Genomic DNA, 24,417 nt, shown 5'->3' on the forward strand with positions numbered 1-24,417 from the left:
TCAATGGTGTTTGTATAGGCGCACCTGATTTTTCCCGTCACGCTTTCCTTTGTAAAGTGCCTTGTCAGCTGAGCGGAAAAGGTCATCCAATGTCCTTCCATCTTCAGGATAACAGGCGACACCGATAGAAAAGGAGGAACGGATTTCCTCTCCTTTGACGATATAAGGCTCTCTTAACTTCTCAAGAGCGCGCATGGATACGTCATAGATTTGATCACGATCCGAAATGTTTTCTAAAAGAATCGCAAATTCATCCCCACCGATCCGGCCGACAGCATCTCCGGACCGGATGCATTCTTTCATCCGCTTTCCGACACTGCACAAAAATTCATCTCCGATTTCATGACCATATTCATCATTGATGCATTTGAACCCGTCCCCATCTAAATAAAGAAGGGCAAAAGATTCACCCGACCGTTCAGCCTTGGCGATCGCCTGCTCGACGCGGTCTTCAAACAGTCTGCGATTCGGCAAGTCCGTCAAATAGTCGTAGAAAGCAAAACGCTCAAGCTTTTCTTCATAATTTTTCTGCTCGGAAATATCCCGGGCCACAATCACAAAATGACTGACCTGATTGTGTTCACTGACAACCGGTGTTCCCCTGCATTCAAACCACACAGGTTCCCCATTCTGGCTTTTCAGTGTCAAGGAAACCGTGAACGCTTCTTTACTCTTTTCACTCCACTTGAAAGCTTTGGAGAGGTTGTTCAAATCGTCTGGTTCCAGCTGCTGCATCATTTCTCTTGAAGACATCTCCTGCGGGTCACGCCCCAGAAATTTCGTCTGTGAAGGAGACGCATAGACCAGCTCTCCCATTGGTGAGAAAACAGAAATCAAATCATTGGAATGATCAGCAATCAGACGGAACTTTTCCTCACTCTGCCTTAACGCTTCATGGGCTCTCTCTTGATCCGTCCTGTCCTCAAGAATCGCATAAATTCCTTCTTTCTCGCCCTCGTTAATAATCGGAACGAGAGAAACACGGAGAATACGCTCTTCTCCCTCCATCCAAAAGCTCGTTTCAAACCGGGTACCTTTTTGGAAAAAGGATTCTAACAGCTGCTTCCTCAGCCAGCTTCTCTGCTCTTTAGGCACCCAATCGATAATCGAGGTTTGAACCAGGACCTCTTCCTCCACTTTCAGGAGACGTAATGTCGCTGTATTCACTTTCTTAATCAGCCCCTGGAAAGTAAGCGTTAAAATAGGCTGAGGATTATTTTTAAATAACGACCGGTAACGGGATCTGCTCGCTTCCAACTTCCGATGAGCGGCCTTATCTTTTGAAATGTCTCTAACAATCGAACTAATCCCGATCGTTTCCCCGTTTTCACTTTGGATGGGAGAAATACTGATGGAAACATCGATAAGCACTCCATCTTTTCTCTTTCGGACCGTTTCATAACGGGCAATCGCTCTTTCCTTCCCTTTCCGAACAAGCTCCTCCGCTTCTTCTCTTCTGTTCGAAGGGAGAAAAGGGAAGGAAGTGGCTTGCATTTCTTCTTTTGTATAGCCGTACAGTTCTTCTAATGCACGATTCGCTTCCAGAACGTTCCCAGATGTATCGACAATCAAGATTGCATCCGTCGTATCCTTCATCAACGAACGATACATGGCGTTGATCCGGCTGAGATCACGTTCTTTTTCAATCACTTCTGTAATGTTCCTTGTGATCGCAACAATGTGTGTAACTTCACCTGCTTCGTCCATGGTCGGGGTCAGCACGGAATGTCCTCTGAAAAGTTTCCCATTGACGATGATTTCATCTTCATATGTAAGTGCTTCTTTTTTTCTGACGACTCTTTGATAGGCTGCAATTAAATCTTCAGCTTGCTGCTCGCCTAAAAGATCCTCTATGTATCTGCCTTCCCATCCTGCTCCTTTAATTGGAGAATGGTTTTTGGCAGATTCATTCATATATACATATTTAAATCGCCTCTTATCGACGACTTCCATAAAAAAGATATAGTCGGATATTCCATCCATAAGCATATGTAACAAGTGTTCATGGGGAATGCGGTCAGCAATCCCTGCTATGATTCCATGATCCATCCATTCTTTCACTCGTTCCATGGATTATCCCCTCAATCATTAATCGTATTTACACATGTATACCATGTTACCATGTTTGGTTCCTGCTTCTCTATGTATCTTTCTACCAAAAAGTCAGAAATCCTTTCCAGATAGATAAAAAAGCAATGTGCAGGGCACATTGCTTTTGTGAGTTATACGGTTTGTTTTTGTTGAGCCTGAGCTTCCGCCTGCGCCTGTTTGATCAAACAGCGCCCTTTTCCATGCGGGATGCACATCGGTGTTCCGAAAAGAGGATCCTCTCTGACATCGCAAAGCATTTCAAATACGTGCTGCATCATGTCACAAGTCACCACATCCTCCGGTTTCCCTTGTGCGAAAACCGTTTTATCTTTGACTGCGATAATATGATCCGCATATCGGCAGGCCAGGTTAATATCATGAAGCACCATAACAACCGTACGTCCATTGTCCTGATTCAAATCAAAGAGCAAATCAAGAATATCAATCTGGTGCGTCATATCTAAATAAGTGGTCGGTTCATCCAATAGGAGTATATCTGTATCCTGAGCAAGTGTCATCGCAATCCATGCACGTTGACGCTGCCCGCCAGACAGAGAATCGACCGTTCTATCTTTCAACTCCATCAAGTTCGTATCTTCAAGCGCACGCGTCACAGCTTTTTCATCTTCATCCGACCAGCGTTTTGCGAACCCTTGATAAGGATAACGGCCTTGCTTTACAAGCTGATAGACGCTGAGACCTTCAGGAGTTGTCGGGCTTTGAGGAAGAATCGCCATCTTCTTCGCCACATCTTTTGTACGCATCTTGGAAATATCCGCACTATCCAGCACAACTTCTCCTGATTTTGGACGCAATAAACGAGCCATCGAACGAAGCAACGTGGATTTGCCGCAACCGTTTCCACCGATGAGTACAGTGACTTTGCCTTTCGGGATCGTAATATCCAATGAATCTATGATGATGGAATCTCCATAGCCTAGAGTTAAATTATTCGCCAACAGGGTATCCATAATCTGACCTCTCCTTTATGTCTCTACGAAATCTATCGCTGTTGGAGCTACACGAAAAATCACGAATTCTATATTTTCTCTATCTTCTAGTTTATGGGCTTGGTTCCACTCTGTCAATGAATTTGAGAATCATTTTCATCACTGGACTGTGGAAAGTGTATGCATGACGAGAAGAAATGAGAACACCTAGTAGGAAAGGAAAACCTTTCGAGACAAAGAGAAAAAGAGTGTTCTTTTTCATAACTGAGACGCTCTTACGTTCCTGATCAACTGGAAGTATTGAACATCTCCTAGTCCATATTCTTGAAAAGTTATAATCATCAATTCTACGAGCTTCTCTTCCGGTAATTCAGGGTGATGCTGGATGAATCCCACAAGTTCATTATCCACATCCTTGTAGTGTAGATACAACTCCATTCCCTTTCGTAACGCAGGCAGAGATACCTCTCGTGGCATCGTCCGGTTGATCAGCACCTGTTTATACAACGAATGGTATCCATCTACATGAAGCGTATGTGAAGCAAGAGGCTCGAATTTCTGGGTGACTAGACAAAGCTCAACTTTCGATTCGTAACCGATTTGATCGAGCCATGCTAGTAAGGTGAGGAGATTGATTTGACAGAACATATCCTCATCAAACCATAACGTGAGATGTTCCCGTCCTTCATTAAAGACTGCCTCCAGTTTTTCTACGGTCTTTTGTCTATATTCTCCCTCCGAAACCCCATGCGTGAGAGCCCTTCTTTTAATAAATGTATTTGAGAAGATCGTTTCACAGGTCTCCCCAGCACACATCGCCTCATTAAAAGGAATCATCGGCTCCCCTTTCATACGTTCCTTGCGTTGAAAAAACCTTTCCATTTCTTCCCCATTTAAAATGTGAAGAGTCTGCATGGATTCTTCCTCCTTCAAAAAATAAAACGGTTATCTTCCAGCACCTTAAAGGAGGAGATAACCGTTCCGTTTCCAATCATTAGAAAAAGCCTACCGAAGCTTCATGGGTCGCAGGTTCAACGAAAACAAGTCCAAGTTCGTAGTGTTCACCTTCATACATCGCCCGCTGCACGTAGCGATTTTCTCCCGCTTCATCACGCACTTCCATTTTCGTAAACGCTCCTGAATTTTGCAGCGCTTCATAAAACTGATTTTCTGTTCGTACAGGGATCGCATTCACCCGTTCGATGACTTCACCAGGCATCAGTTCCATTTGATCGGCCGGACTCCCGGGGATGACACCCAGAATACGAATGCCTTTTTGTGCAGAAGAAAAGAACGGCGTTTTCTCTTCACGCATCCGGTGAAGCACGAATATGAACTCACGGCCAACGAGGCCGACCATCACAGCCGCGAGTGAAAGCACACTTATGAAAAAGCTCGCGACAGCTAGCCCTAGGACGAGGATCGCCAGCAAAAATACGTGGCGTCCCATCGTCTTTGCTGCACGGACAGGGGACTGTCCGCGCGCTTTCCATTCCCAACCTATGACGAAAGGAATGAGAATGAGCCCATATGTATCTCCCCCAAGCGAAATCAGCGGCCACCACGGGGCAAACGCTTCAATCATCCCTCCTGGAAGCAGGGCCAGGAACGGAACGAAGGTCATTCTTCTTGACCTGTGCTGACCGATCCACATCCCCCGTGTCCCTTTTAATCGTTCAGGGTACGTATGAGAGGCCGTTGTGCGAAGCATCAGGATCGATTCAGTCATTAAAAGAACGGCCATCACAACCGCAAGTGTGTGGAGCGGTGTCTCCTGGAGGGTTGCTACCCATTGGTAACCTTGCACAGATTGAGGTAGATAAGGGATAACGAGCAAGACTAGATAGCTTAAACCAAGCGTATAGGCAGATGAGTACCAGCTCAAACGCCCAGTCAAACTGACAATCAGAAAAACACCGGATAGGAGGATCAGCAATGGATAACTGACTACCATTCCGCCCCCTACCGCCATCGCGGATAATATAAAGCCACTTAGAAGCGCCGTTCCCCACGTTCCTTTCCATTCGGAAAATCGGTCGAAGATTCTTGTGCCGAACGTCGCTCTTTCCTGTTTGATTCTCTTACCAGAAACGTAGAAGATCATCGCTAAAGCTATGTATAAAAATGGGAGGGTGAACATCATCCCGATCCCTTTCGCAAATTCCATTAACCAAACGTCCAACATGATTCTCCTTTCAAGTCGTGTCGCTCTCTGTTGTCTATACCCAATAACGAAAAAATCCGCAGTCGCAGACTACGGATATATTTCGTGATCCAACGGCAAATTCCTGCTTATTGAAACAAGACCTCGACCGCTTTTTGCATTTGTTTGTCGTTTTTCTCATCTCTGACTTCTTTAATGATGGCCTCTTCAAGCTTGCCGCCGGTTTCTTCATCAACGATCCCCGTCGCTTCAAGACCCGCGTCTTGCTGAAATGCTTCGACAGCAGCTTCTGTTTCTTTGTTGAAGTAACCGTCTGTACGGCCAGGGTCGTGTCCAAGACCTTTCAGCATAATTTGGATGTTTTTCACTTTTTCGTCATTGTCGTTGTATTGAAGCGGTTCTTCCACTTCAACCGGATTCGTGTAAAAGTATTCCGGCTGTTTCACTTTCACCGTTGGTTCAATCCCTTTTTCGTGGATCCAGTTGCCGTCCGGAGTCAACCACTTGAACAAGGTCAGTTTGATTGTACTGCCATCGCCCATCGGCAACGCCTGTTGAACGGTTCCTTTACCAAAACTCTTCGTACCGACGAGATCGTAGCCGCCTGCTTCCTGCATCGTTGCAGCTAGAATTTCAGAAGCGGATGCGCTACCTTCGTCCATCAAGACGGTGATTGGATACGGCTTTTTCTCCTCGTTTTCAGAGAAGTAACGGGTTTTCTCCCCTTTACGATCTTCCACCTGGACGATTGGCTTATCTTTCGGAATAAACTCTTTCAGAATCTCCTGAACGTCTGTAAATAAGCCTCCAGGATTTCCACGAACATCGATGACAAGCCCGTCCATCCCATCTTTTTCAAGCTTCTCTAGCGCTTCGTGAAATTCATCGGAAGTCTTCTCAGAAAAAGAAGTAATTTCGATGATACCGGCTTTTTTGCCATTGATTTCCTTTGTATCGCTATACACCGTTTCTAATGGAATATCATCACGGGTGATATCGATGTTGAGTGGTTCACTGACCCCGGGGCGGTCGATTTGCAGCGTCACTTCCGTACCTTTTTCTCCACGGATCTTAAGAACCGCTTCATAAAGGTCAAGACCTTCCACACTGTCGCCATCCACCTTCAGAATTTGATCATTCGGCTTCAAACCAGCTTCTTCTGCAGGTGAACCTTTGATGGGAGCGACAATCGTCACCTTGTCGTTGACCATACTCACTTCCGCGCCAATCCCCTGGAAAGAGGATTCAATAGTCTGATTGAACTGCTCCATCGTTTCAGGGTCCATGTACACACTGTATGGATCCTCAAGGGTATCAAGCATCCCCTGGATCGCCCCTTCAACAAGGGTGTTTTTATCTACTTCTTCTACATAATTTTCCTGGATTGTACTGAATGCCTGTTCCACCTTTTTCAAATCGGTGTTTCCTGACATACTTTGTATGAATGCCTTCTGTTCCTCTTCTGACAGACTCCCAAAGTTCTCCGCATCTTTATCTGCATACTGTTCGGATTGTGCCTGGTCATTCGTACCGTCAGCGAAGTATTCTATTCCTATGTAAGAGCCTGCCGCTCCAAATAGGACCGCTAGCGCCATCAACAGCGCAACGTAGCGCGGTTTTATATTCATCGCATTCACCCTTCTATTTTGGATTTCATGTTGCCTCTATACTAGCAAAAAAGCGCCTTCAACGTAAATCATGTTTGTTCCCTGAGTTAACCTATGCCAAAACGGACGATAGCATGTCCATTTCATTATAGGACATCGCCACTTATCTATCTACCTGTATTTGGATCAGATGTGAGAATCGTAGAAGTTCATGTGTAGTTCCAGATCCTGCAAACCGGTGGGTAGGTCCTGGTACACAAGTACGGTACACAAATAAAATTTGGCGTACCTGGTACTGCTGAATCCTCAATCAGTGCCAGGTATGGAACGGGATTTATATGGTGCCTGGCACCAAAAAGAAGTAAGCAGGTGCCACACTTCACTTAATTAAAAAAAAGACCGTCTCCTAAATGAGACAGTCTTCATACATCTACATTTCGTATCCATATTCTCCATTGCTTTGGTCACGGACCACCATACCGTCTTCAATTGCGATCACTCGCTTACGAATCGTGTTCACGATTTCCTGGCTGTGAGTCGCCATGAGTACGGTCGTTCCTGCCGTATTGATTTCTTCAAGAATATGCATGATCTCCCAGGACGTCTCTGGATCAAGGTTACCTGTCGGCTCATCTGCGATCAATACTTTCGGATGGTTCACAATCGCCCGGGCGATCGATACACGCTGCTGCTCTCCTCCAGAAAGCTCATCCGGAAGGAAACGTGCCTTGTTTTTCAAACGAACTTGATCAAGGACGTCCATGACACGACGGCGGATGTTTTGTGGACTTTCTTCAATTACTTCAAGGGCAAAGGCCACGTTTTCATAAACGGTCAGTGTAGGCAATAGGCGGAAATCCTGGTAAACGACACCAATTTGACGGCGCAGCATCGGAATGCGGCGCTGTTTCATTGTAGATGTATCTATGTCATTCACGAGGACCGTGCCAGTGGTCGGCTTCTCTTCTCTGTAGATCAGCTTTGTGAATGTTGATTTACCAGCGCCACTCGGTCCCACGACATAGACAAATTCCCCTTGGTCAATTTGGATGTCCAAGCCGTTTAAAGCTGTGACTCCATTCGGATATGTCTTATATACTCCTTGCATTTTAATCATGTAAAATCACCTGTATCTCTCATAATGTTAAGTCAGTTGTCTTCTTTCTTGTCTACAAACACATTCATTATAACATTAATTTTCGATCTATTTAGACATGAAATTATTACAATTGTTTTTCATAGGGGGGAAGGAAAATGGCAGAGGGCTCACCTGTGAGGTCACAGATGAACCTTTAATAAAAAAAGCCCGGTGGCGTCACCAGACTTTTCCTGAAAGCTTATTCCATTGTCGCAAGCCAGCTGGCTACAAGTTGAGCATCTTCGTCAGATACGTTCTTTTGAGCCGGCATGCCGCCTTTACCATTTTTAATGATATCAACGATTTCGTCAGCTGAGTATTTCGACCCTATTTCTGTCAGTGCTGGTCCCATTCCTCCGCCAAGTTCACCACCGTGGCACTGAGCACAGTTGTTCTTGTACACTGCTTCTGCTGCAGCTGTGTCTACGGTCCCACCGTCACCGCTGTCTGAAGTGCCTTCATCTGCACCTTCGCCGGAATCTTCAGCCGTTTGTTCTTCTGTCGTTTCATCGTTCGCACTGTCATCGGTCGCTCCTTCGTCTCCGCCGCCCCCACAGGCACTCAAGACCAGGATCAGCCCTAAAAATAGAGCAGATAATAGTTTTTTCATTCTGGTATCCCCTCTCGTATTTTCATGAGATATAGAGATATTATAACCGAGTCATGAAGTTTTGAAACCCTCACCGAGCACTTCCGTGGCATTCATCGCAACGACGAACGCACCCGGGTCAACCGTTTTTACGGTTTGTGTCAATTTGATGAATTCATTCTGCTGGACGACACACATGACGACCCGGCGTTCCCGGTCCGTGTAGCCCCCAGCTCCACTCAATACGGTTACACCACGATCAATTTGTTCAAAAATGGCGGAACGCACTTCATCGACATCTTCCGTAATGATCATCACGTTCTTCGATGTGTTCAGTCCCACTTGGACGAAGTCGATCGTCCGACTGGTCGCAAACAACCCTATCAGCGCATAAAGACCTTCTTCAAGTGAGAATACAATCGCCGATGTGAGCACAATCATTCCGTCCAATAAAGCGACACTGATGCCAAGAGGTAGATGGGTGAATTTGTGCAGGACTTGAGCGGCCAAGTCGATCCCGCCTGTCGAAGCCCGTCCTCTAAAAACGATGCCAAGACCGAGTCCGACGCCCATCCCACCAAAGATCGCGCCAAGCAGCGGATTCGGTGTTGCCGGCGCCATATCACTCGTTAACAAAACGAACAGGGGCAGGGTCACGGTCCCAACGAACGACTTGAGACCAAAGTTCTTTCCTAATATGACAACCCCCATGATGAATAAGGGAATGTTCAGCACCCACTGGACAACGCCCGGTTCCCAGCCGAACACGCCTTTTGTGATCGTACTGACACCCGCAACCCCTCCGGATGCGATGTTATTCGGTAATAAAAATAAATTGAATGCTAACGCCACAAAAAAGGATCCAAGAATAACCAATCCATAATCCAATGCTTGTCTAAGTGCCGGCGGCATCGGCTCCCGGCGATATTTTTTTGCCATCATCATCATGCTGTTCGACTCTCCCTATGTATCGTTCTCCATAAACCGTAAGGAGTATAACACTAGCAAATTCTCCTGTAAATGAGAGCAGAATAACGTGTTAACACGGTAAAGGAACAAGATGTCGTTTTCCTGTTAGTTTTTGTATCGTTGGTACTTCTATACAAAAAGCGGCGAGTCCAGAGACCCGCCGCTTGCTTTTATGAGTTCATCGATTCTTGTTTTTCCATAATCTCTGCTAATAAGGCAAGGACATCGTCCCGCATGTTTTCCCGTTCCATCGCGATGGCGAGTGTCGTTTTTATAAAGCCGAGCTGGTCACCGACATCAAAACGCTCGCCTTCAAACTCGTACCCGTACACAGGCTGCTCAAGGTTCAAACGCTCAATCGCGTCTGTCAGCTGGATCTCTCCACCTCTCCCTTCTTCCTGGGTGGCAAGCAGATCCATGATTTCCGGTGCGAACACATAGCGTCCGATAATTGCCAAGTTTGACGGTGCTTCTCCGACGGCAGGTTTCTCAACAAAATGCTTCACTTGGTAGCGTCTGCCTTCTTGTTTTTCAGGGGCAATGATGCCGTAGCGATCGGTTTCATCTTCCGGGACTTGTTTGACACCGATGACCGACGATTGTGTTTCTTCATATTGGTCGATCAACTGCTTCAGGCAAGGTTCATCGGAACGAACGATGTCGTCTCCAAGCAGCACGGCAAAAGGCTCATCCCCGATAAACTTGCGGGCACACCAGACGGCGTGTCCAAGTCCTTTCGGTTCTTTTTGGCGAATATAATGAATGTCAACTTCAGCAGATTGCTGAACTTCCTCAAGGAGATCAAGCTTTCCTTTTTTATAAAGATTATCCTCAAGTTCAAACGCATGATCAAAGTGATCCTCGATCGCACGTTTCCCTTTTCCTGTTACGATGATAATATCCTCGATTCCGGATTGAATCGCTTCTTCTACGATATATTGGATCGTCGGCTTATCGACAACCGGAAGCATTTCTTTCGGCATCGCTTTCGTTGCGGGTAAAAAACGTGTGCCGAGTCCAGCTGCAGGAATGATCGCTTTTTTCACCTTCATTCTTTATTCGCCCCTTTGTATGTAAGATACCTTCATAGTAGCAAAAATAGTGATTACTGAACAGAAAAAAAGACCCCCACCATCGTGAGAGTCTTCCATATTAACCATCCATTTTAGAGCGGAGGTAGGAGTTGATGAATTTATCAAGGTCCCCATCCATCACGCCTTGGGTGTTTCCAACCTCTTCATTCGTACGATGGTCTTTGACCATGGAGTAAGGGTGGAACACGTAAGAACGGATTTGGCTTCCCCATCCAATTTCTTTTTGCTCGCCGCGGATATCGTCAAGCTGTTGCTGTTGGCGTTCGATCTCCAGCTGATAAAGCTTCGCCTTCAACATCTTCATCGCTTGTTCACGGTTTTTGATTTGAGAACGTTCCGATTGACACGTCACGACGGTATTTGTCGGCAAGTGCGTGATACGAACGGCAGAGTCTGTCGTGTTGACGTGCTGTCCACCGGCACCACTGGAACGATACGTATCGATCTTCAAGTCTTCTGTCCGAACATCAATCTCGATCTCATCGTTGAACTCTGGCATCACTTCACACGATACGAAGGACGTATGACGACGGCCCGAGGAATCGAAAGGAGAAATCCGGACAAGACGGTGCACCCCTTTTTCTGCTTTCAAATAGCCGTATGCGTTGTGCCCTTTAATAAGCAGGGTGACACTCTTCACACCTGCTTCATCACCAGGAAGATAGTCCATCGTGGAAACAGAAAAACCTTTCTTCTCTGCCCAGCGCGTGTACATACGAAGCAGCATGCTCGCCCAGTCCTGAGACTCGGTACCACCTGCACCCGGGTGAAGCTCAAGAATCGCGTTGTTCTTATCGTAAGGCTCACTCAACAGGATGTTCAGCTCAAATTGGTCAAGATCTTTCTTCAACTGTTGGACTTCCTGTTCGAGATCTTCACGCAATTCTTCATCGTCTTCTTCTTTGACAAGCTCATAAGAAACTTCCAGATTCTCATGCGTTTCTTCATGGTCTTCAAGCGTGTGGACCAACCCTTTCAGTCCATTCACTTCGTCAATGACTTTCTGGGCCGTGTTCTGGTCATCCCAGAAGCCAGGCTCTGTCATTTGTTCTTCTAGTTCTGCAATACGGGTTTTTCTTTGATCGACGTCAAAGAGACCCCCTGAAGTCCGCTAATCGCTTAGCTGTATTATCCAATGCATGGCGGATTTCTGCCATATCCATATCCATCACTCCTATATGATTCTTAACACAAGGGAAGACACCCTCTAGAAAGAGAGTGCCTCAACCTCTTATTTTCCGTGACAATTTTTATACTTCTTCCCGCTTCCGCAAGGACATGGATCGTTACGACCCACATCGTCCTTTTTCACGATCGGCGTTCTTTTCTTCTTCTCTTTATTTTCGCTGCCGCCAGAAACAGCCTGAGCACCTTGAGCCACTTCCTGACGCTGCAGGTTGTTGCGGATTTGTGCCTTCATGACATAGCGGGAAACCTCTTCATCAATATTGGCAACCATCTGTTCAAACATACGGAAACCTTCGAAGTTATATTCACGAAGCGGATCGTTTTGACCGTAGGCACGGAGGTGGATTCCCTGACGTAACTGGTCCATCTGATCAATGTGATCCATCCACTTCTGGTCGACCGTACGAAGCAGGATGACTTTTTCAAACTCACGCATCTGTTCAGGCGTCAATTCTTCCTCTTTCTCGTCATAACGCTGTTTCACTTTTTCAAGGATTAGCTCCTCCATCTCCTGAGGGTCTTTTCCTTTCAAGTCATCCACCGTTACATCGCCTTCATGCAGCAAGTTCGCACGCAGGTATTCGACGAGGCTTTCGAGCTCCCAGTTTTCTTCTTCCTCATCACTCGTATGAGCTCCTACCGTTTTAGAAACCGTGCGCTCGATCATCTGTTCAATGATTTCACGCAAGTTTTCGGAAGTGAGCACATCATAACGCTGCTTGTAAATGACCTCACGCTGCTGACGCAGGACATCATCGTAAGAAAGAATCGTCTTACGCGCATCGAAGTTGTTTCCTTCCACACGTTTTTGTGCAGATTCAACGGCACGGGAAATCATTTTACTTTCGATCGGCTGAGAATCGTCCATTCCGAGTCTGTCCATCATGCTTCGAATGTTGTCGGATGCGAAACGGCGCATCAATTCGTCATCTGTCGCCAAGTAGAACTGGGACATTCCCGGGTCTCCCTGACGGCCGGCACGACCACGCAGCTGGTTATCAATTCGGCGGGATTCGTGACGCTCTGTACCAATGACCGCCAGACCTCCAGCTTCTCTGACACCTTCTCCGAGTTTGATGTCCGTACCACGACCGGCCATGTTCGTCGCGATCGTAACCGCACCTTTCTGACCGGCGTTCTCGATGATTTCCGCTTCACGGAAGTGGTTTTTCGCGTTCAAGACGTTATGCGGCACACCCGCTTTCGTCAAGTAACGGGAAATAATTTCAGACGTTTCGACCGCTACCGTACCGACAAGCACCGGCTGACCATTTTCATGGCGTTCCTTTATGTCCTCAACAACCGCTTTGAACTTCCCGTCCATCGTCTTGTAAACAAGGTCCGCCTTGTCATCACGGATGATATCACGGTTCGTCGGAATAACGATGACACGCATGTTATAAATGTTCAGAAATTCCTCTTCCTCGGTCTTCGCTGTACCGGTCATACCGGAAAGCTTTTCATACATACGGAAAAGGTTCTGGAATGTGATGGAAGCAAGTGTCTGGCTCTCATTCTGAATCTCGAGTCCTTCTTTCGCTTCAATCGCCTGGTGCAACCCGTCACTATAACGGCGGCCTTTCATCAAACGACCGGTGAACTGGTCAACGATAACTACTTCGCCGTCCTCAACGACATAGTCGGTATCCTTCTGCATCGACGTATGCGCCTTAAGCGCCTGGTTGATGTGGTGGATCAAGGATACGTTAGAAAGATCAAACAAGTTCTCGATTTTGAAAAAGCGCTCGGCTTTGTTGATTCCTTCTTCTGTCAGCTGTACGTTTTTCGTCTTTTCATCGTACGTGTAATCTTCTTCATTCGCGAGCAAACGCACGAAAGAGTTCGCTCCCTGGTAAAGATCAGCGGATTTTGATGCCGAACCACTGATAATCAACGGTGTACGCGCTTCGTCGATCAGGATTGAGTCGACTTCGTCAATGATCGCGAAGTGGAGCGGACGTTGAACCATCTGCTCCTTGTAAAGCACCATGTTGTCACGCAAGTAGTCGAAACCGAACTCGTTGTTCGTACCATACGTAATATCCGCCAGGTACGCTTCACGCTTTTCATCCTTCGACATACCGTTTGAGTTTAACCCGACGGTCAGTCCAAGGAATTGGAAAAGTTCGCCCATCTCTGTCGCATCACGGCTCGCCAAATAATCGTTGACCGTGATGATGTGCACGCCTTTTCCAGTAATCGCGTTCAAGTATGCCGGCATCGTAGACGCCAATGTTTTACCTTCACCGGTTTTCATCTCTGCAATGTTACCTTCGTGAAGGGCTATAGCACCCAGCAGTTGGACACGGAACGGGCGCATTTCAAGCACACGTTTAGAAGCTTCACGTACAACCGCGAAAGCTTCGACCAACATATCATCTAAATCCTCGCCATTTTGATAGCGTTCTTTAAATTCTTCTGTCTTATTTTTTAACTCATCATCAGACAATTTCTCGATTTGCGATTCCATCGCTTCGATGTCATCTGCCAATTTCTCTAATCGCTTTAATTGACGTGTATTTCCATCGCCAAAAATCTTCTTTAAAGTACCAAGCATTGCAACCGCTCCTCTGTTGATTTCCGAACTTCGGTTGAATAGTTTAATCCTCTATTATCATAACACTAAGAGAAGCGGCCTGACAATCTATGACATAGGACCAGGGACACCGTCGCAGGAATTATGTAGAGGGAGTAAAAGAGAGGGGACGTTCACGGATCATCTGGTGCTCAACACCGAGCTGTCTGCGGTCTAAGTCGGTAATGCGACGATTTGTAGCTCCGATGATTTCCACGAGCTGAGCGATCGTTTCTTCCTGCTGATTCAAGCGCTTATAGATGTACTCACATTCCTTGCTATTCATGCTATCACCTCCTGTTGAATCCTTTATACTACGAATTTAAAAAATGGGCGAACGCTCGAAATTCCATTTTATGTTCCTAAATATGATGAAAAAGCGAATTTCCACCTAGTGAAATTCGCTTTTTCCGTGCCCATTCATAATAAAAACAAAAAAACGCCCCTGCCGTAGCAGAGGCGCTTATACTATGAAGCTATCAAGTTTCGATCAAACCATAACGGCCGTCACGACGTTTATAAACAATGTTCGTTTCATCTGTATTTGCGTTTGTGAATACAAAGAAGTTGTGACCAAGCATATCCATCTGCAATGCCGCTTCTTCACTATCCATCGGTTTCAAATCAAAACGCTTCGTTTTCACGATTTCAACATCAAATTCATCATCAATTGTTTGCGTTTGGTATTGTTGCGCCTCGCGTTCAAGCTCGGCAAAGACGTGTTTCGGAGCACCCTCTTGTCGGAACTTACGATTCACCTTCGTTTTATGCTTGCGAATTTGTCGTTCCAATTTATCTACCACAAGGTCGATGGCAGCGTATAGATCTGTGTTGTGTTCCTCAGCACGAAGAAGTAGATTCTTCATCGGAATTGTGACCTCGATTGTCTGCTCATCATTATAGACACTTAAATTAACGTGTACCTCGGAAGACGGCGGAGTATCAAAGTAGCGTTCAAGCTTGCTCACCTTTTTCTCCACATATTCTTTAATAGAATCCGTCACTTCCAAGTTTTCACCACGAATGTTGTATTGTAGCATTAGAAGTGTCCTCCTTTCATCCTTATGTGATATATATTCTATCATACCCACGCCCTTTCCTGCATAAACTTTCGAAATATTTTGTCATATTTGTGTCGGTAATTGTTGGAAGATGTACCTTTCAATAGAAATGCTGGCCTTTTCTACATGATATTTTGTCAATTTACTAGATAAAAAAGGAGCCCATGTAGAATGGACTCCTCAAATATTTATTCATAAATAGACTTGATATCTTCCTCTACGCCTTCATCAACGGCTGCGTCTCCACCAAAGATTTGGAAGTATGTCGTTTGATGATCAATAAAATACTGCTTCACTTCTTCATCAAGCTTACTTTTCGGTGTTAACAGCAATGGCTCTTTCACTCCATGTACAGACCCGGCTAAGGCATCTGCGAAGTTTGAACCTGTGGCAAGACCTACGGACTGCGTCTCCATATCAAAGTACTTCGCAACAGCTAAGGAAGTCGCATAACGATCTTTCCCTGATATACGATCCGCATTTGGAAGCTGACGGTACACCTTATCACTAACGACACCTGTCCCCCCAACGACATAAGTCTGGTCGTAATTATTAAGAACGTTCTCTGTGGCCGCTGGTATGCTTTCTTTTTTCGTTAAAAGAATCGGCATCGCTTTTCCGGCCGCTGCAGGAGCGATGGAGAGAGCATCTGGAAAATTGCCACCATAAGCAACCACAGCCTCATCGGATGCAGGTAGGTGTCCCGCAATGGCTACCGACGTTTCGTAACGGTTCTTTCCAGAGATCCTCTCAACATCAAGGTTCAGTTCATCCTTGATATAATCTTCTACGTCTTCGGATACCGCGCCTGTGCCTCCAAGGATGGTGACATGTTCAGCATCCAATGTCGATAAAGTCTGTTCTGTTATAGCCGGCAATCTTTCTTTTCGCGTTAACAGAATAGGAGCATCCAAATGTTCTGCAAGCGGCGCACCTGCTAATGCATCCGGAAAGTCCTGTCCTGTTGCCAGAACGACATTCCTGGAAGGAATCCGACTGCTGTCCTGTCTTGCAATGTTTGCCGCCGTCCAGTAGCGGTCTACTCCCCAATAACGGGTGATTCTCGCGTACTTTTCAGCAACTCCAGAAGATAAAGTATATGGAATGCCTTTATTCAAATTGGCTTCGTCAACGACTCTCACATAATAAGTTCCTGGATCCAGAAAAAATGAACCAAAATATCCATATTCATTGTTATTTTCTGAGTAGCCGCTGACTTTCTTCCCATCGGCGTCATACAAATTTGCGTCTAAATCCATCTCTTTATTATAAGAGCCATTCACCATAGAATATAATGATAAATGAAATTCAACTCTATAATCCCCATCAATTTCAAATGTGAAATAGTCTTCATCTTTATCTGTCAAATGTCCTTGCGCCCACCTGTTCTGGGCCAATGAATTCGCTGCATCTATAGAGTCATTTGGCTCTACTTCCTCATAATCTTCTACGGTACTCGCTTCTAAAGATACACGATCCTTATGTATAGTAGAACGCTTCGAATCATCACCCACCTCTGCAGACACTCCTCCTGCAGGATTCATAAGTACACCAGCCGATAACAATAAAGTTGCGGCCATTCCTGTCACTTTCCACATCTATTCGTTCCCCTTTCCTATGTAAAAAATGTAGGGTAAACCTACCAATCATTCATTCACCCATCCATTGTGGGATTATATAGGAGATTCTTCTCAAAATCTACCATAAAAAAAGAAACATCCGTCACGGATGCTTCTTCTAATGAGCGATATAAGGTTTCACAAATGCTTCCATACGAGTCCGCCAACTTTCAAATGCGGGGACCACATGCTCCACTAGCAAATGATGTTTTTCATATGCGGTGTCATGCTCGAACCACCCTTGCAGATGATTGACTATTCCGTGAAAATCAAGGACTAAAGCCTGAAGTTCTTCGTTCGCTTTAAAAAGGATCTCCATCTGATCGTGGCTGCGGCTGATTTGTTCCAAGCTAAGGAGCAAGTCCTGAAACACTTGCTTTGCCATTGGTGTCTCTTCTGTTTTCATATGGTCCTCTAAATATTTTAACCCTTCACTAATGGTACTTAACAGCTCATCATACCGCTCCAGCATTTCATGTTGTTCTGCTGTAAGTTCTGACAAAAAATCACCTATTCTACTTTTTATGGTCTACATATGTTCCATCGTAACCAGAGACGCTCTGGTACGGGTTGATGTAGCGTTGTTTGCTGGATTTCTGCTTCTTCATGTTCCTCATATCACGTTTCAATCCAGAAAAAAGAAACTCTAGCTTCTGATTGATCCTCAAATCCCGTTGGAGGACTTCTTGAACCATCACTTTTTCCTCATCAACAGGTTGAGTCAAGTCCCTAAGCATGGTATCTCTGCGATCCAGAAGCCCTTCTACGTGCTCCACGATGGAGACCCGATTTTTTTCGTGAACGGGACGGTGAACGAGCTCATCCAATTCCTTTGTAATTAATAAAAAATCAGCCCAACCGCTCATCAAGCATTGCCACCTTGTCCATACTGAGACTTACGCGATTCCAAAATAACCTGCTTCCACGTATCCCTGAATTCCTCAACAAGCCCCTGAACCTCATCCAAGATCTCTAGATCATTTGCCGTGTTCGCTTCCATCAACCGGCGGTTCATGTAATCGTACAGCGGCATGATTTCTTTCGTGATGGCATACTGTTGATCCATGGTCACCATCAATTCCTGAATGATCTTCTGAGCCTTTTGTATGTTGGTATTCTTTTTCTCAATTTCTTTATTTTCCATAGACTTCCTTGCCACTTTAATGAACTTGATGCATCCATTATAAAGCATCAGCGTCAATTCGCCAGGAGAAGCCGTTTCTACTGAATTGTTTTGATAGGCTTGAATAGACATCTAGCCAACACTCCCTTTTCCATTAACCGAAGTTCTGCATAATATAAGCAGATTGCTGGTTCATTCTCTGAATCGCTTTTTCCATCGCACCGAACTCTCGCCAATACCGGTCTTCAATTTGAACCAAACGATCCTCAAAATCATCCATCTCTTTATTTAAATCCTCAATCCGACGCCCAAGCAGAAAGCTGTTATCCACCGTACTAGATTTTCCAGCTTTCTTTTCAATCGACTGGACGGTGTTATCAATGGTCTGCTCTAATCTACGGGCTACACCAGGATTCGCATCCGTTCCTGAAAATAATTTGTGAACAGACTCCGGATCCTGACTCAAAGCTGTCCTCAATTCATCTTCATCAATGAAGAGTTTGCCTCCATCTCGATAGTTAGCGGAAGTTGTAATTCCAATCTCCGACATCATAGTGAATGCTCCATCATTTTGGATCGGCGTGTACCAGTTCGTACGCATTTGATTCAATCCGCCTTCGATAACCGAATCGTTTTTGAGCATTCCACTTTTAGCTTTTTCTTCCCAAAGCTCAATCTCCCGCTCTTCCATGTCCTCTTTCTGCTTTTCTGTGAGAGGAGGAAAGTCACGGTATCTCTTCTCGTCTGTCTTTTCATTAAGATCTTCGATGACCTTGTTGTATTTATCAACGAATTCAACAATTTTATCGACAGCATCATCGACGTTGTTGGAGACATTAACTTTGACATTTCCGTCTGTGACATCGTTGAACTGGAAGTTGACCCCATTCAACGCGTATTGATTCGAATGCGACGTGATCTTCAAACCATTGTTATACGTGAACTTGGCATCTTCTCCACCTTTTTCATTCAACTTCCACGTTCCGGAAGAGTTATCGCCATTCTTAATATCTAAAGTGGACGCTAAAAACTCCGCATTTCCATCAAAGCCGATTTCAGCTCCTAAAAACTCATTTTCATCCTGGTTAAAGTTACCCGTCACTGTTCGTTCAATCATCACTTGATCCGCGCTTTTATCGTAAAAAGCTCGTACACCTAAATCAGAATCACTTATCTCTGAAAGGATGTCGTTCAGCGATTTATCCCCTGTGACATTAAAAGACTGGGTATTCTTTGAACCGTCTTCGTTGTATGTAGTAATAGAGAACGTTTCTCCAAGCGTTAGTCCGTGTTTAAAGTTCCCTGTCTGTGTACTTAGGTTGGCATTAGGATCCAGCGTTCTCCCATCTGTTGTAATCGGGTTTCTGCTGTAATTATAGGCCGAAGTCGCTACCTGTTCCACGCTTAACGTATAGTCACCATTTCCCGAGGCAGCCGTAGCTGTCGCTGAGACAGCAGAATCGGAGGAAGTCACACTTTTTGAATTGAACGTCCGCTCCAACTTCATATCAAATGCGAGTGTATCCAGTTCACTCAACTGCTTATTCACATCACGATACGCATCTCTCTGCCACGTCAGCCATTCACGGTCCTGCTCCATCTTATTCAATGGCTGTCGTTCTGCGCGCATTAAATCATTGACAAGCTTGTCTATATCCATGCCGGAAGCTAAGCCCCCGATTCGCATATCACTCATCTTTTCACCTACTTATATTTTATCATCCACCATGATTCCAATGGACTCTATGATTGAAGCATACAAATCCAGCATCTTTCTCGGCGGGATTTCTTTAATAACCTGATCTGTCTGGTTGTCTACGATAGTCACATAATATTCTTCAAGCTTTTCATGGAATTGAAAACGAAGGGATGTCTCCAAATTTCTTAATATTTCATTCATGCTTTCTGTTGCTTTAGTTAGCTTCTCTTTTTGATTTGTAATTTGATCTTCACTATGTAAGACTTCTTCTTTAATTACCTTCTCCTGAACTGATGAACGGGCACCGAGTTGTTCTTGATTTCTCTGCAGGAGTTGTGAGTGGGTTGGAATACTTCTTACATTCACCTTCAACAACTCCCTGACATATGTAGTTTCTTTTTATATCGGTTGGAGGAAGAGATTGTTGAGTAGATTAATAAATGATAAGGGCGGTTCTTTTAGACAAAGAAACAGAGAATAGAGAAAAAGATACATCAAAAAAGAACCTCAAACCTGAGGTCCTTTTTATAGAATTTATTAACGTAGAAGTTGAAGAACTCCTTGTGGTTGTTGATTTGCTTTCGCAAGCATAGCTTGAGAAGCCTGAGAAAGAATACTTTGCTTCGTTTGGTTCATCATTTCCTTCGCCATCGTGCGAACATTTACTTTCATAAATGACCAGACTATATCTTCACCCTTTTTTTCTAAAAGGGGTCGGGCGCTTCGGATTCACAATGCTGATGACCATTGTTTCACCTACGGATTTCATCACCTTGAGCGGTGGTATATCCTAGTCGTTGAACCTTCTCCACTTTTTCAAGACAGGAGCTTGGCTGCTGATTGCCCAATCTTTTCTTTTTTTCACCATCACGCTTGTCGTTTCCAACTACGTTGTGGTAAGAAAAGTTCTAAGGGGTTTCCAGCAATTCACCCGATTATGATCTCTAGCCGTTACCAGCTAGGACGACTGTGCTTAGCTTATGAAGCTAAAGCATAATCTACGTCACGGATACGAGATTCCGCAGCTGTTAGATTTTCGGAAGATGTTCCAAGGTTGTTAATTGTGTGGTCTAGACGGTTTTGATATGCACCCAATTTAGAACGTTCTGTTGACACGGACTCAATTGCATCTTGTATTGTAGATACAGCCGCTGTTGCTTTTTTATGATCAGATAAGTCTAATGAGTCTACTCCAAGTGCCTGAGCTCTCATATCCCTCATAGCTATTGTCATAGATTGATCTTCGTTAGCACCTATTTGCATTTTTAAAGCTTCACCAGAAACAGTAAATGCAGCACCATCTGTGCCGTCAGTTAAGTTATTATCAACAGAAAGCTGGAAGGCTCCAAGGTCTACTTTACCATCTGTGGAAGTAACGGTTTTCGCTGTACTTTCACCCGTAACATTGTTAGTAAGAGTATAAGTTGATTTAACACCGGAATCAAATACTGCTGTACCGTTCCCTGTAATAGCTCCATCTGCTATGGTAAGTTGGTCATTTCCAGTCCCTATTGTGAAGGAAGAACCAGATGTAGCTTGATCATCCACGGTTTCCAACACTGTTCCGTCTTCCTGCATTAAAGTAATCTTTTTGCCTGAATTAGTACCATTCTCTACTTTAATTTGGAATGATTGATCCACATCGTAATTTGTACCGTCAACAGTAATCCCAGCTGCAGTTAAACCAGTACCATTTCCAGAAACATTGGCCGCCACAACGTCAGTTGAAGCTGTGTTTAAATCATAAGTTCCTACTTCAGTATCAGTCATAACTTCTGCTTTTACTACATTGGTGTTTGCATTAGACAGAGCTACACTTTGGCCTTGAGATCCATCTAATAGGGTCTTAGTATTAAACTCTGTATTGTTTCCAATTCTATCCACTTCATCAATCAACTGATTCACTTCTTTTTGGATTTCCCCTCTATCAGTATCATTCAAAGTGTCATTGGATGCTTGTACAGAAAGCTCTCTCATTCTTTGAAGAATTGAGTGTGTCTCATTAAGTGCTCCCTCTGCCGTTTGAATCATTGAAATTCCGTCTTGTGAATTACGTTGAGCTTGATCTAATCCACGTATCTGACCACGCATTTTCTCTGAAATCGCAAGTCCTGCAGCATCATCGCCAGCCTTGTTGATTCTAAGTCCAGATGATAGTTTCTCCATTGAATTAGATTGTGCATTATTCGCCTGTCCAAGCTGGCGATAAGTATTCAACGCCGCAATATTATGATTAATTCTCATCTTAAAAATTCCTCCTTGAAATAAGTGACCCCACATCCTTGTGTGATCCTCTAAGTACAAAACAAAGCCGGCCGACATTGTAATGTTTCACATTACTTATATCGACCGACTTCAAAAAGTTTTTAATCTTTTTTCACATTTTTTAATAGATCCAGCAAATCACTAGAAATATTAGCCGCTTCCGCATTCTCTTTTTTTATCGCTAAATAGACTTCCTGACGATGAATTCCGACGCTTTTAGGCGCTTCAATGCCCAACTTCACCTGACCACCTTCTACACCCACAACGGTAATCGTAATGTCATCTCCTACTCGAACTGATTCTCCCTCTTTGCGATTAAGGACGAGCATGAGACTCACCGCCTTTCACAGCAGGCGTCAAAGGATGCTTTGTTCGGTAATCCACTTGATTTAATATCAATTGTTTTGCTTTACGCTGCCTAGTATTCATCACAATAGGAGCTTGCAGATTAATCGTTGATTTTTCAAAAGGATTTCTCAAAGTAACGACATTATATATTGCGATATCTTCCTGGCTTTGAATCCCCAATTCCTCAGGATCGATATCAAATTCATAATCCTTATAAAAATGGTAAGGGTTTGTTACGATCAAGCATACTCCGGCTTCTTTCACCGACTGTAAAGCATAATATGCACCCAACTCATCTACTGGAAGAAGTACAAAAGAGTGATAATTTTCAAAACCCGGAAGACCATTCGAAAACTCGATACATTCCTTATCTCTTACCTCAATCTCACCAAAATACTTTGTTTTCATTTTCATTCTTACACCTTCCAATCAATCTGTAATTCAGGCATTTGATTCATTGTGATATGAACACTTCCTGGACGGTAGTAATGTTCAGGGTCTCGTTTTATCGTTTTAATCACAGGTTCGCGACGTTGAATGTCTATTTGTGCTTCTTGGGGCTGATAATTAATATCCACGAGGTCGTAAACCGGTTTTCCACCAGGATCGAAAGTAAAATCATACCCAGCGTTTCGTTCAGCTTGGGCAGCAATAGGATTCCCTCCGTTTTCAATGCGCATTAACTCATCACCTTCGTTAGAAACACGAGCAATGCCTTCCAACCATTGATTCCTTGCAATCCCCGAAAGCTCTTCTGTGCGAACAAAAACACTTTTCAAATCTAGATTGTGCCAAGCATTAGTCTGATCAATCGTCAACTTTCCTAGCCTTTGTCTGACATTCATATCCGCTTTCGGCTGCTGAATCGACTGTTCGGGCTTATATTGCCTAATCGTCTGCTCCGGCTTTTGAATCTTCAGCCCAATCTTTCCCTGTTTAGATTGAATGTGCAGCTTGGGAATGTTCATCATGACTCCTCACTTTCCTATGAGGTTACTAAAAAGAAAACAAGACTGCCCCTGGAGGAGACAGCCTTTATCTTAGAAAATCCATCAGTGTCGGCTGGATGATCCTAGCTCCGACACCCATAGCCGCTCTGTGGACACTTTCTTGTGTTTTTAAATCCGTAATCACTTTTTCAATGTCAGCATCTTCATTGTCCGACATCATTTTTGTTGCACTGACCTTTTGGGTCTCCAAACGATCTTCTACCAATTCAACACGGTTCATACGGGCACCCAGTTCCGCCCGTTCGTTGACGACATTTCCGATGTGACCATCAAACTTGTCTAGAAAATCACTTACTTCCCCGTTGGAGGTATCTCCTTCTAATGCTTGTGCAAATTCCTCCAGATCTTTGAATAGGTCTTGATTAAACACACGGCCAGGCAAAACATTCGACTGTAGTTTAACTCCGGAAGAGACTTCAATTCTCACTTCATCTGCTCCCGTAGCAGGAGGAATGACGGTATCTTCCAAAGCCTCCATATTTTCAAACGGGGGTTTTGTAGTATTGCTACCATTGAATATGTACTTATCATTCACTTTCGTATTCGCAATTGTGCCCAGGTGTTCTTTAAGCTGGCGGATTTCTTTGGCAATATTCTCCCGTTGGCCTTCTTCATACGTATCGTTGCTTGCCTGTACGGTAAGTTCACGAACACGCTGCATCGCCTGGGTAGCTTTATCTAAAGCAGAATCACTATTGTCCATCCAGTTGTGCACTTCTGCGATATTACGTTGAAATTGCTCAACTTCGGTTACTTGCTGACGATAGTTGATCCCCTTCATGGCCACAACCGGATCTTGAGAAGGGCGGGAAATCTTTTTACCTGTGGATAATTGATCCTGGTATTTCCCCATATCCGCGTAGCTGTTACTTAAATTGCGGAGCATATTATTGGATAGCATTGATTGCGTCACGCGCATCAGTCATT

General features: G+C 44.6%; 24 protein-coding genes and 1 pseudogene. All 25 read right to left on the reverse strand.

The genetic code is table 11. The annotated features are described in order from the left end of the window. The 25 genes and pseudogenes from K2225_RS07440 to flgL all read right to left on the reverse strand — a co-directional run bounded on the left by K2225_RS07440 (position 1) and on the right by flgL (position 24,409). Positions 1-2,070: a sensor domain-containing diguanylate cyclase gene (locus K2225_RS07440; protein ID WP_220584171.1), complete on the reverse strand. Its 2,070-nt coding sequence runs from the start codon at positions 2,068-2,070 to the stop codon at positions 1-3. Between the two features lie 152 nt (positions 2,071-2,222). Further along, entirely contained in the window at positions 2,223-3,062 is an 840-nt protein-coding gene (locus tag K2225_RS07445; protein ID WP_146816949.1) for an ABC transporter ATP-binding protein, read from the reverse strand. Between the two features lie 237 nt (positions 3,063-3,299). Beyond that, positions 3,300-3,956 (reverse strand): AraC family transcriptional regulator, encoded by a 657-nt coding sequence (locus tag K2225_RS07450; protein ID WP_220584172.1) that lies wholly within the window; start codon positions 3,954-3,956, stop codon positions 3,300-3,302. Between the two features lie 79 nt (positions 3,957-4,035). Beyond that, positions 4,036-5,223 (reverse strand): PDZ domain-containing protein, encoded by a 1,188-nt coding sequence (locus K2225_RS07455; RefSeq protein ID WP_220584173.1) that lies wholly within the window; start codon positions 5,221-5,223, stop codon positions 4,036-4,038. 110 nt (positions 5,224-5,333) lie between these two features. Next, on the reverse strand, positions 5,334-6,833 hold the full coding sequence (locus tag K2225_RS07460; protein ID WP_255574317.1) for a S41 family peptidase: 1,500 nt from the start codon (positions 6,831-6,833) through the stop codon (positions 5,334-5,336). A gap of 409 nt (positions 6,834-7,242) precedes the next feature. Then, positions 7,243-7,929, reverse strand: coding sequence for a cell division ATP-binding protein FtsE (ftsE, locus tag K2225_RS07465; protein WP_220584174.1), 687 nt, complete (start codon positions 7,927-7,929; stop codon positions 7,243-7,245). Between the two features lie 220 nt (positions 7,930-8,149). Then, positions 8,150-8,560, reverse strand: a complete 411-nt coding sequence (locus tag K2225_RS07470; protein ID WP_220584175.1) for a c-type cytochrome — start codon at positions 8,558-8,560, stop codon at positions 8,150-8,152. Positions 8,561-8,611: 51 nt separating this feature from the next. Next, a complete protein-coding gene (locus K2225_RS07475; protein WP_370632746.1) occupies positions 8,612-9,451 on the reverse strand; it encodes a YitT family protein in 840 nt (279 codons plus the stop codon). 227 nt (positions 9,452-9,678) lie between these two features. Continuing rightward, positions 9,679-10,560 carry a UTP--glucose-1-phosphate uridylyltransferase GalU gene (gene galU, locus K2225_RS07480; protein ID WP_220584176.1) on the reverse strand — a complete coding sequence of 294 codons (882 nt, stop codon included), beginning with the start codon at positions 10,558-10,560 and terminating at the stop codon, positions 9,679-9,681. 100 nt (positions 10,561-10,660) lie between these two features. Next, positions 10,661-11,765 (reverse strand): peptide chain release factor 2 gene (prfB, locus tag K2225_RS07485; RefSeq protein ID WP_146816965.1). Its coding sequence is split into 2 segments (ribosomal slippage): positions 10,661-11,692 and positions 11,694-11,765, totalling 1,104 coding nucleotides; the frame shifts between segments, so codons are not numbered across the junction. A gap of 68 nt (positions 11,766-11,833) precedes the next feature. Beyond that, the gene (secA, locus tag K2225_RS07490; protein ID WP_220584177.1) at positions 11,834-14,347 is read right to left on the reverse strand and encodes a preprotein translocase subunit SecA; all 2,514 of its coding nucleotides are present in this window, start codon (positions 14,345-14,347) and stop codon (positions 11,834-11,836) included. A gap of 121 nt (positions 14,348-14,468) precedes the next feature. Next, complete coding sequence (locus tag K2225_RS07495) at positions 14,469-14,651, reverse strand: hypothetical protein (RefSeq protein ID WP_146816970.1); 183 nt, start codon at positions 14,649-14,651, stop codon at positions 14,469-14,471. Between the two features lie 193 nt (positions 14,652-14,844). Then, on the reverse strand, positions 14,845-15,405 hold the full coding sequence (gene hpf, locus K2225_RS07500) for a ribosome hibernation-promoting factor, HPF/YfiA family (protein WP_146816972.1): 561 nt from the start codon (positions 15,403-15,405) through the stop codon (positions 14,845-14,847). Between the two features lie 209 nt (positions 15,406-15,614). Next, positions 15,615-17,024 carry a cell wall-binding repeat-containing protein gene (locus tag K2225_RS07505; protein WP_220584178.1) on the reverse strand — a complete coding sequence of 470 codons (1,410 nt, stop codon included), beginning with the start codon at positions 17,022-17,024 and terminating at the stop codon, positions 15,615-15,617. 139 nt (positions 17,025-17,163) lie between these two features. After that, a complete protein-coding gene (locus K2225_RS07510; protein ID WP_220584179.1) occupies positions 17,164-17,547 on the reverse strand; it encodes a DUF8042 domain-containing protein in 384 nt (127 codons plus the stop codon). A gap of 13 nt (positions 17,548-17,560) precedes the next feature. Continuing rightward, on the reverse strand, positions 17,561-17,911 hold the full coding sequence (gene fliT / locus K2225_RS07515) for a flagellar protein FliT (RefSeq protein ID WP_220584180.1): 351 nt from the start codon (positions 17,909-17,911) through the stop codon (positions 17,561-17,563). Then, positions 17,911-18,300: a flagellar export chaperone FliS gene (gene fliS, locus K2225_RS07520; RefSeq protein ID WP_220584181.1), complete on the reverse strand. Its 390-nt coding sequence runs from the start codon at positions 18,298-18,300 to the stop codon at positions 17,911-17,913. Before fliS ends, fliT begins: the two co-directional genes overlap by 1 nt. Positions 18,301-18,322: 22 nt before the next feature. Next, the gene (locus tag K2225_RS07525) at positions 18,323-19,864 is read right to left on the reverse strand and encodes a flagellar hook-associated protein 2 (protein ID WP_220584182.1); all 1,542 of its coding nucleotides are present in this window, start codon (positions 19,862-19,864) and stop codon (positions 18,323-18,325) included. Between the two features lie 12 nt (positions 19,865-19,876). Continuing rightward, positions 19,877-20,233 carry a flagellar protein FlaG gene (locus tag K2225_RS07530; RefSeq protein WP_370632726.1) on the reverse strand — a complete coding sequence of 119 codons (357 nt, stop codon included), beginning with the start codon at positions 20,231-20,233 and terminating at the stop codon, positions 19,877-19,879. A gap of 171 nt (positions 20,234-20,404) precedes the next feature. Next, positions 20,405-20,521, reverse strand: a pseudogene (locus K2225_RS07535) (flagellin); the annotation flags it as partial. 324 nt (positions 20,522-20,845) lie between these two features. Continuing rightward, on the reverse strand, positions 20,846-22,111 hold the full coding sequence (locus K2225_RS20130; protein ID WP_220584184.1) for a flagellin N-terminal helical domain-containing protein: 1,266 nt from the start codon (positions 22,109-22,111) through the stop codon (positions 20,846-20,848). 122 nt (positions 22,112-22,233) lie between these two features. Beyond that, the gene (csrA, locus tag K2225_RS07545) at positions 22,234-22,461 is read right to left on the reverse strand and encodes a carbon storage regulator CsrA (protein ID WP_220584185.1); all 228 of its coding nucleotides are present in this window, start codon (positions 22,459-22,461) and stop codon (positions 22,234-22,236) included. Continuing rightward, positions 22,448-22,894 carry a flagellar assembly protein FliW gene (gene fliW / locus K2225_RS07550; RefSeq protein WP_220584186.1) on the reverse strand — a complete coding sequence of 149 codons (447 nt, stop codon included), beginning with the start codon at positions 22,892-22,894 and terminating at the stop codon, positions 22,448-22,450. The genes csrA and fliW overlap by 14 nt, the downstream gene beginning before the upstream one ends. A 2-nt stretch (positions 22,895-22,896) precedes the next feature. Further along, entirely contained in the window at positions 22,897-23,448 is a 552-nt protein-coding gene (locus K2225_RS07555) for a DUF6470 family protein (protein WP_220584187.1), read from the reverse strand. 67 nt (positions 23,449-23,515) lie between these two features. Then, the gene (flgL, locus tag K2225_RS07560) at positions 23,516-24,409 is read right to left on the reverse strand and encodes a flagellar hook-associated protein FlgL (RefSeq protein WP_220584188.1); all 894 of its coding nucleotides are present in this window, start codon (positions 24,407-24,409) and stop codon (positions 23,516-23,518) included. Positions 24,410-24,417 lie beyond the last annotated feature (8 nt).

The organism is Halobacillus sp. Nhm2S1, from assembly GCF_019599545.1.
Taxonomy (GTDB): domain Bacteria; phylum Bacillota; class Bacilli; order Bacillales; family Halobacillaceae; genus Halobacillus.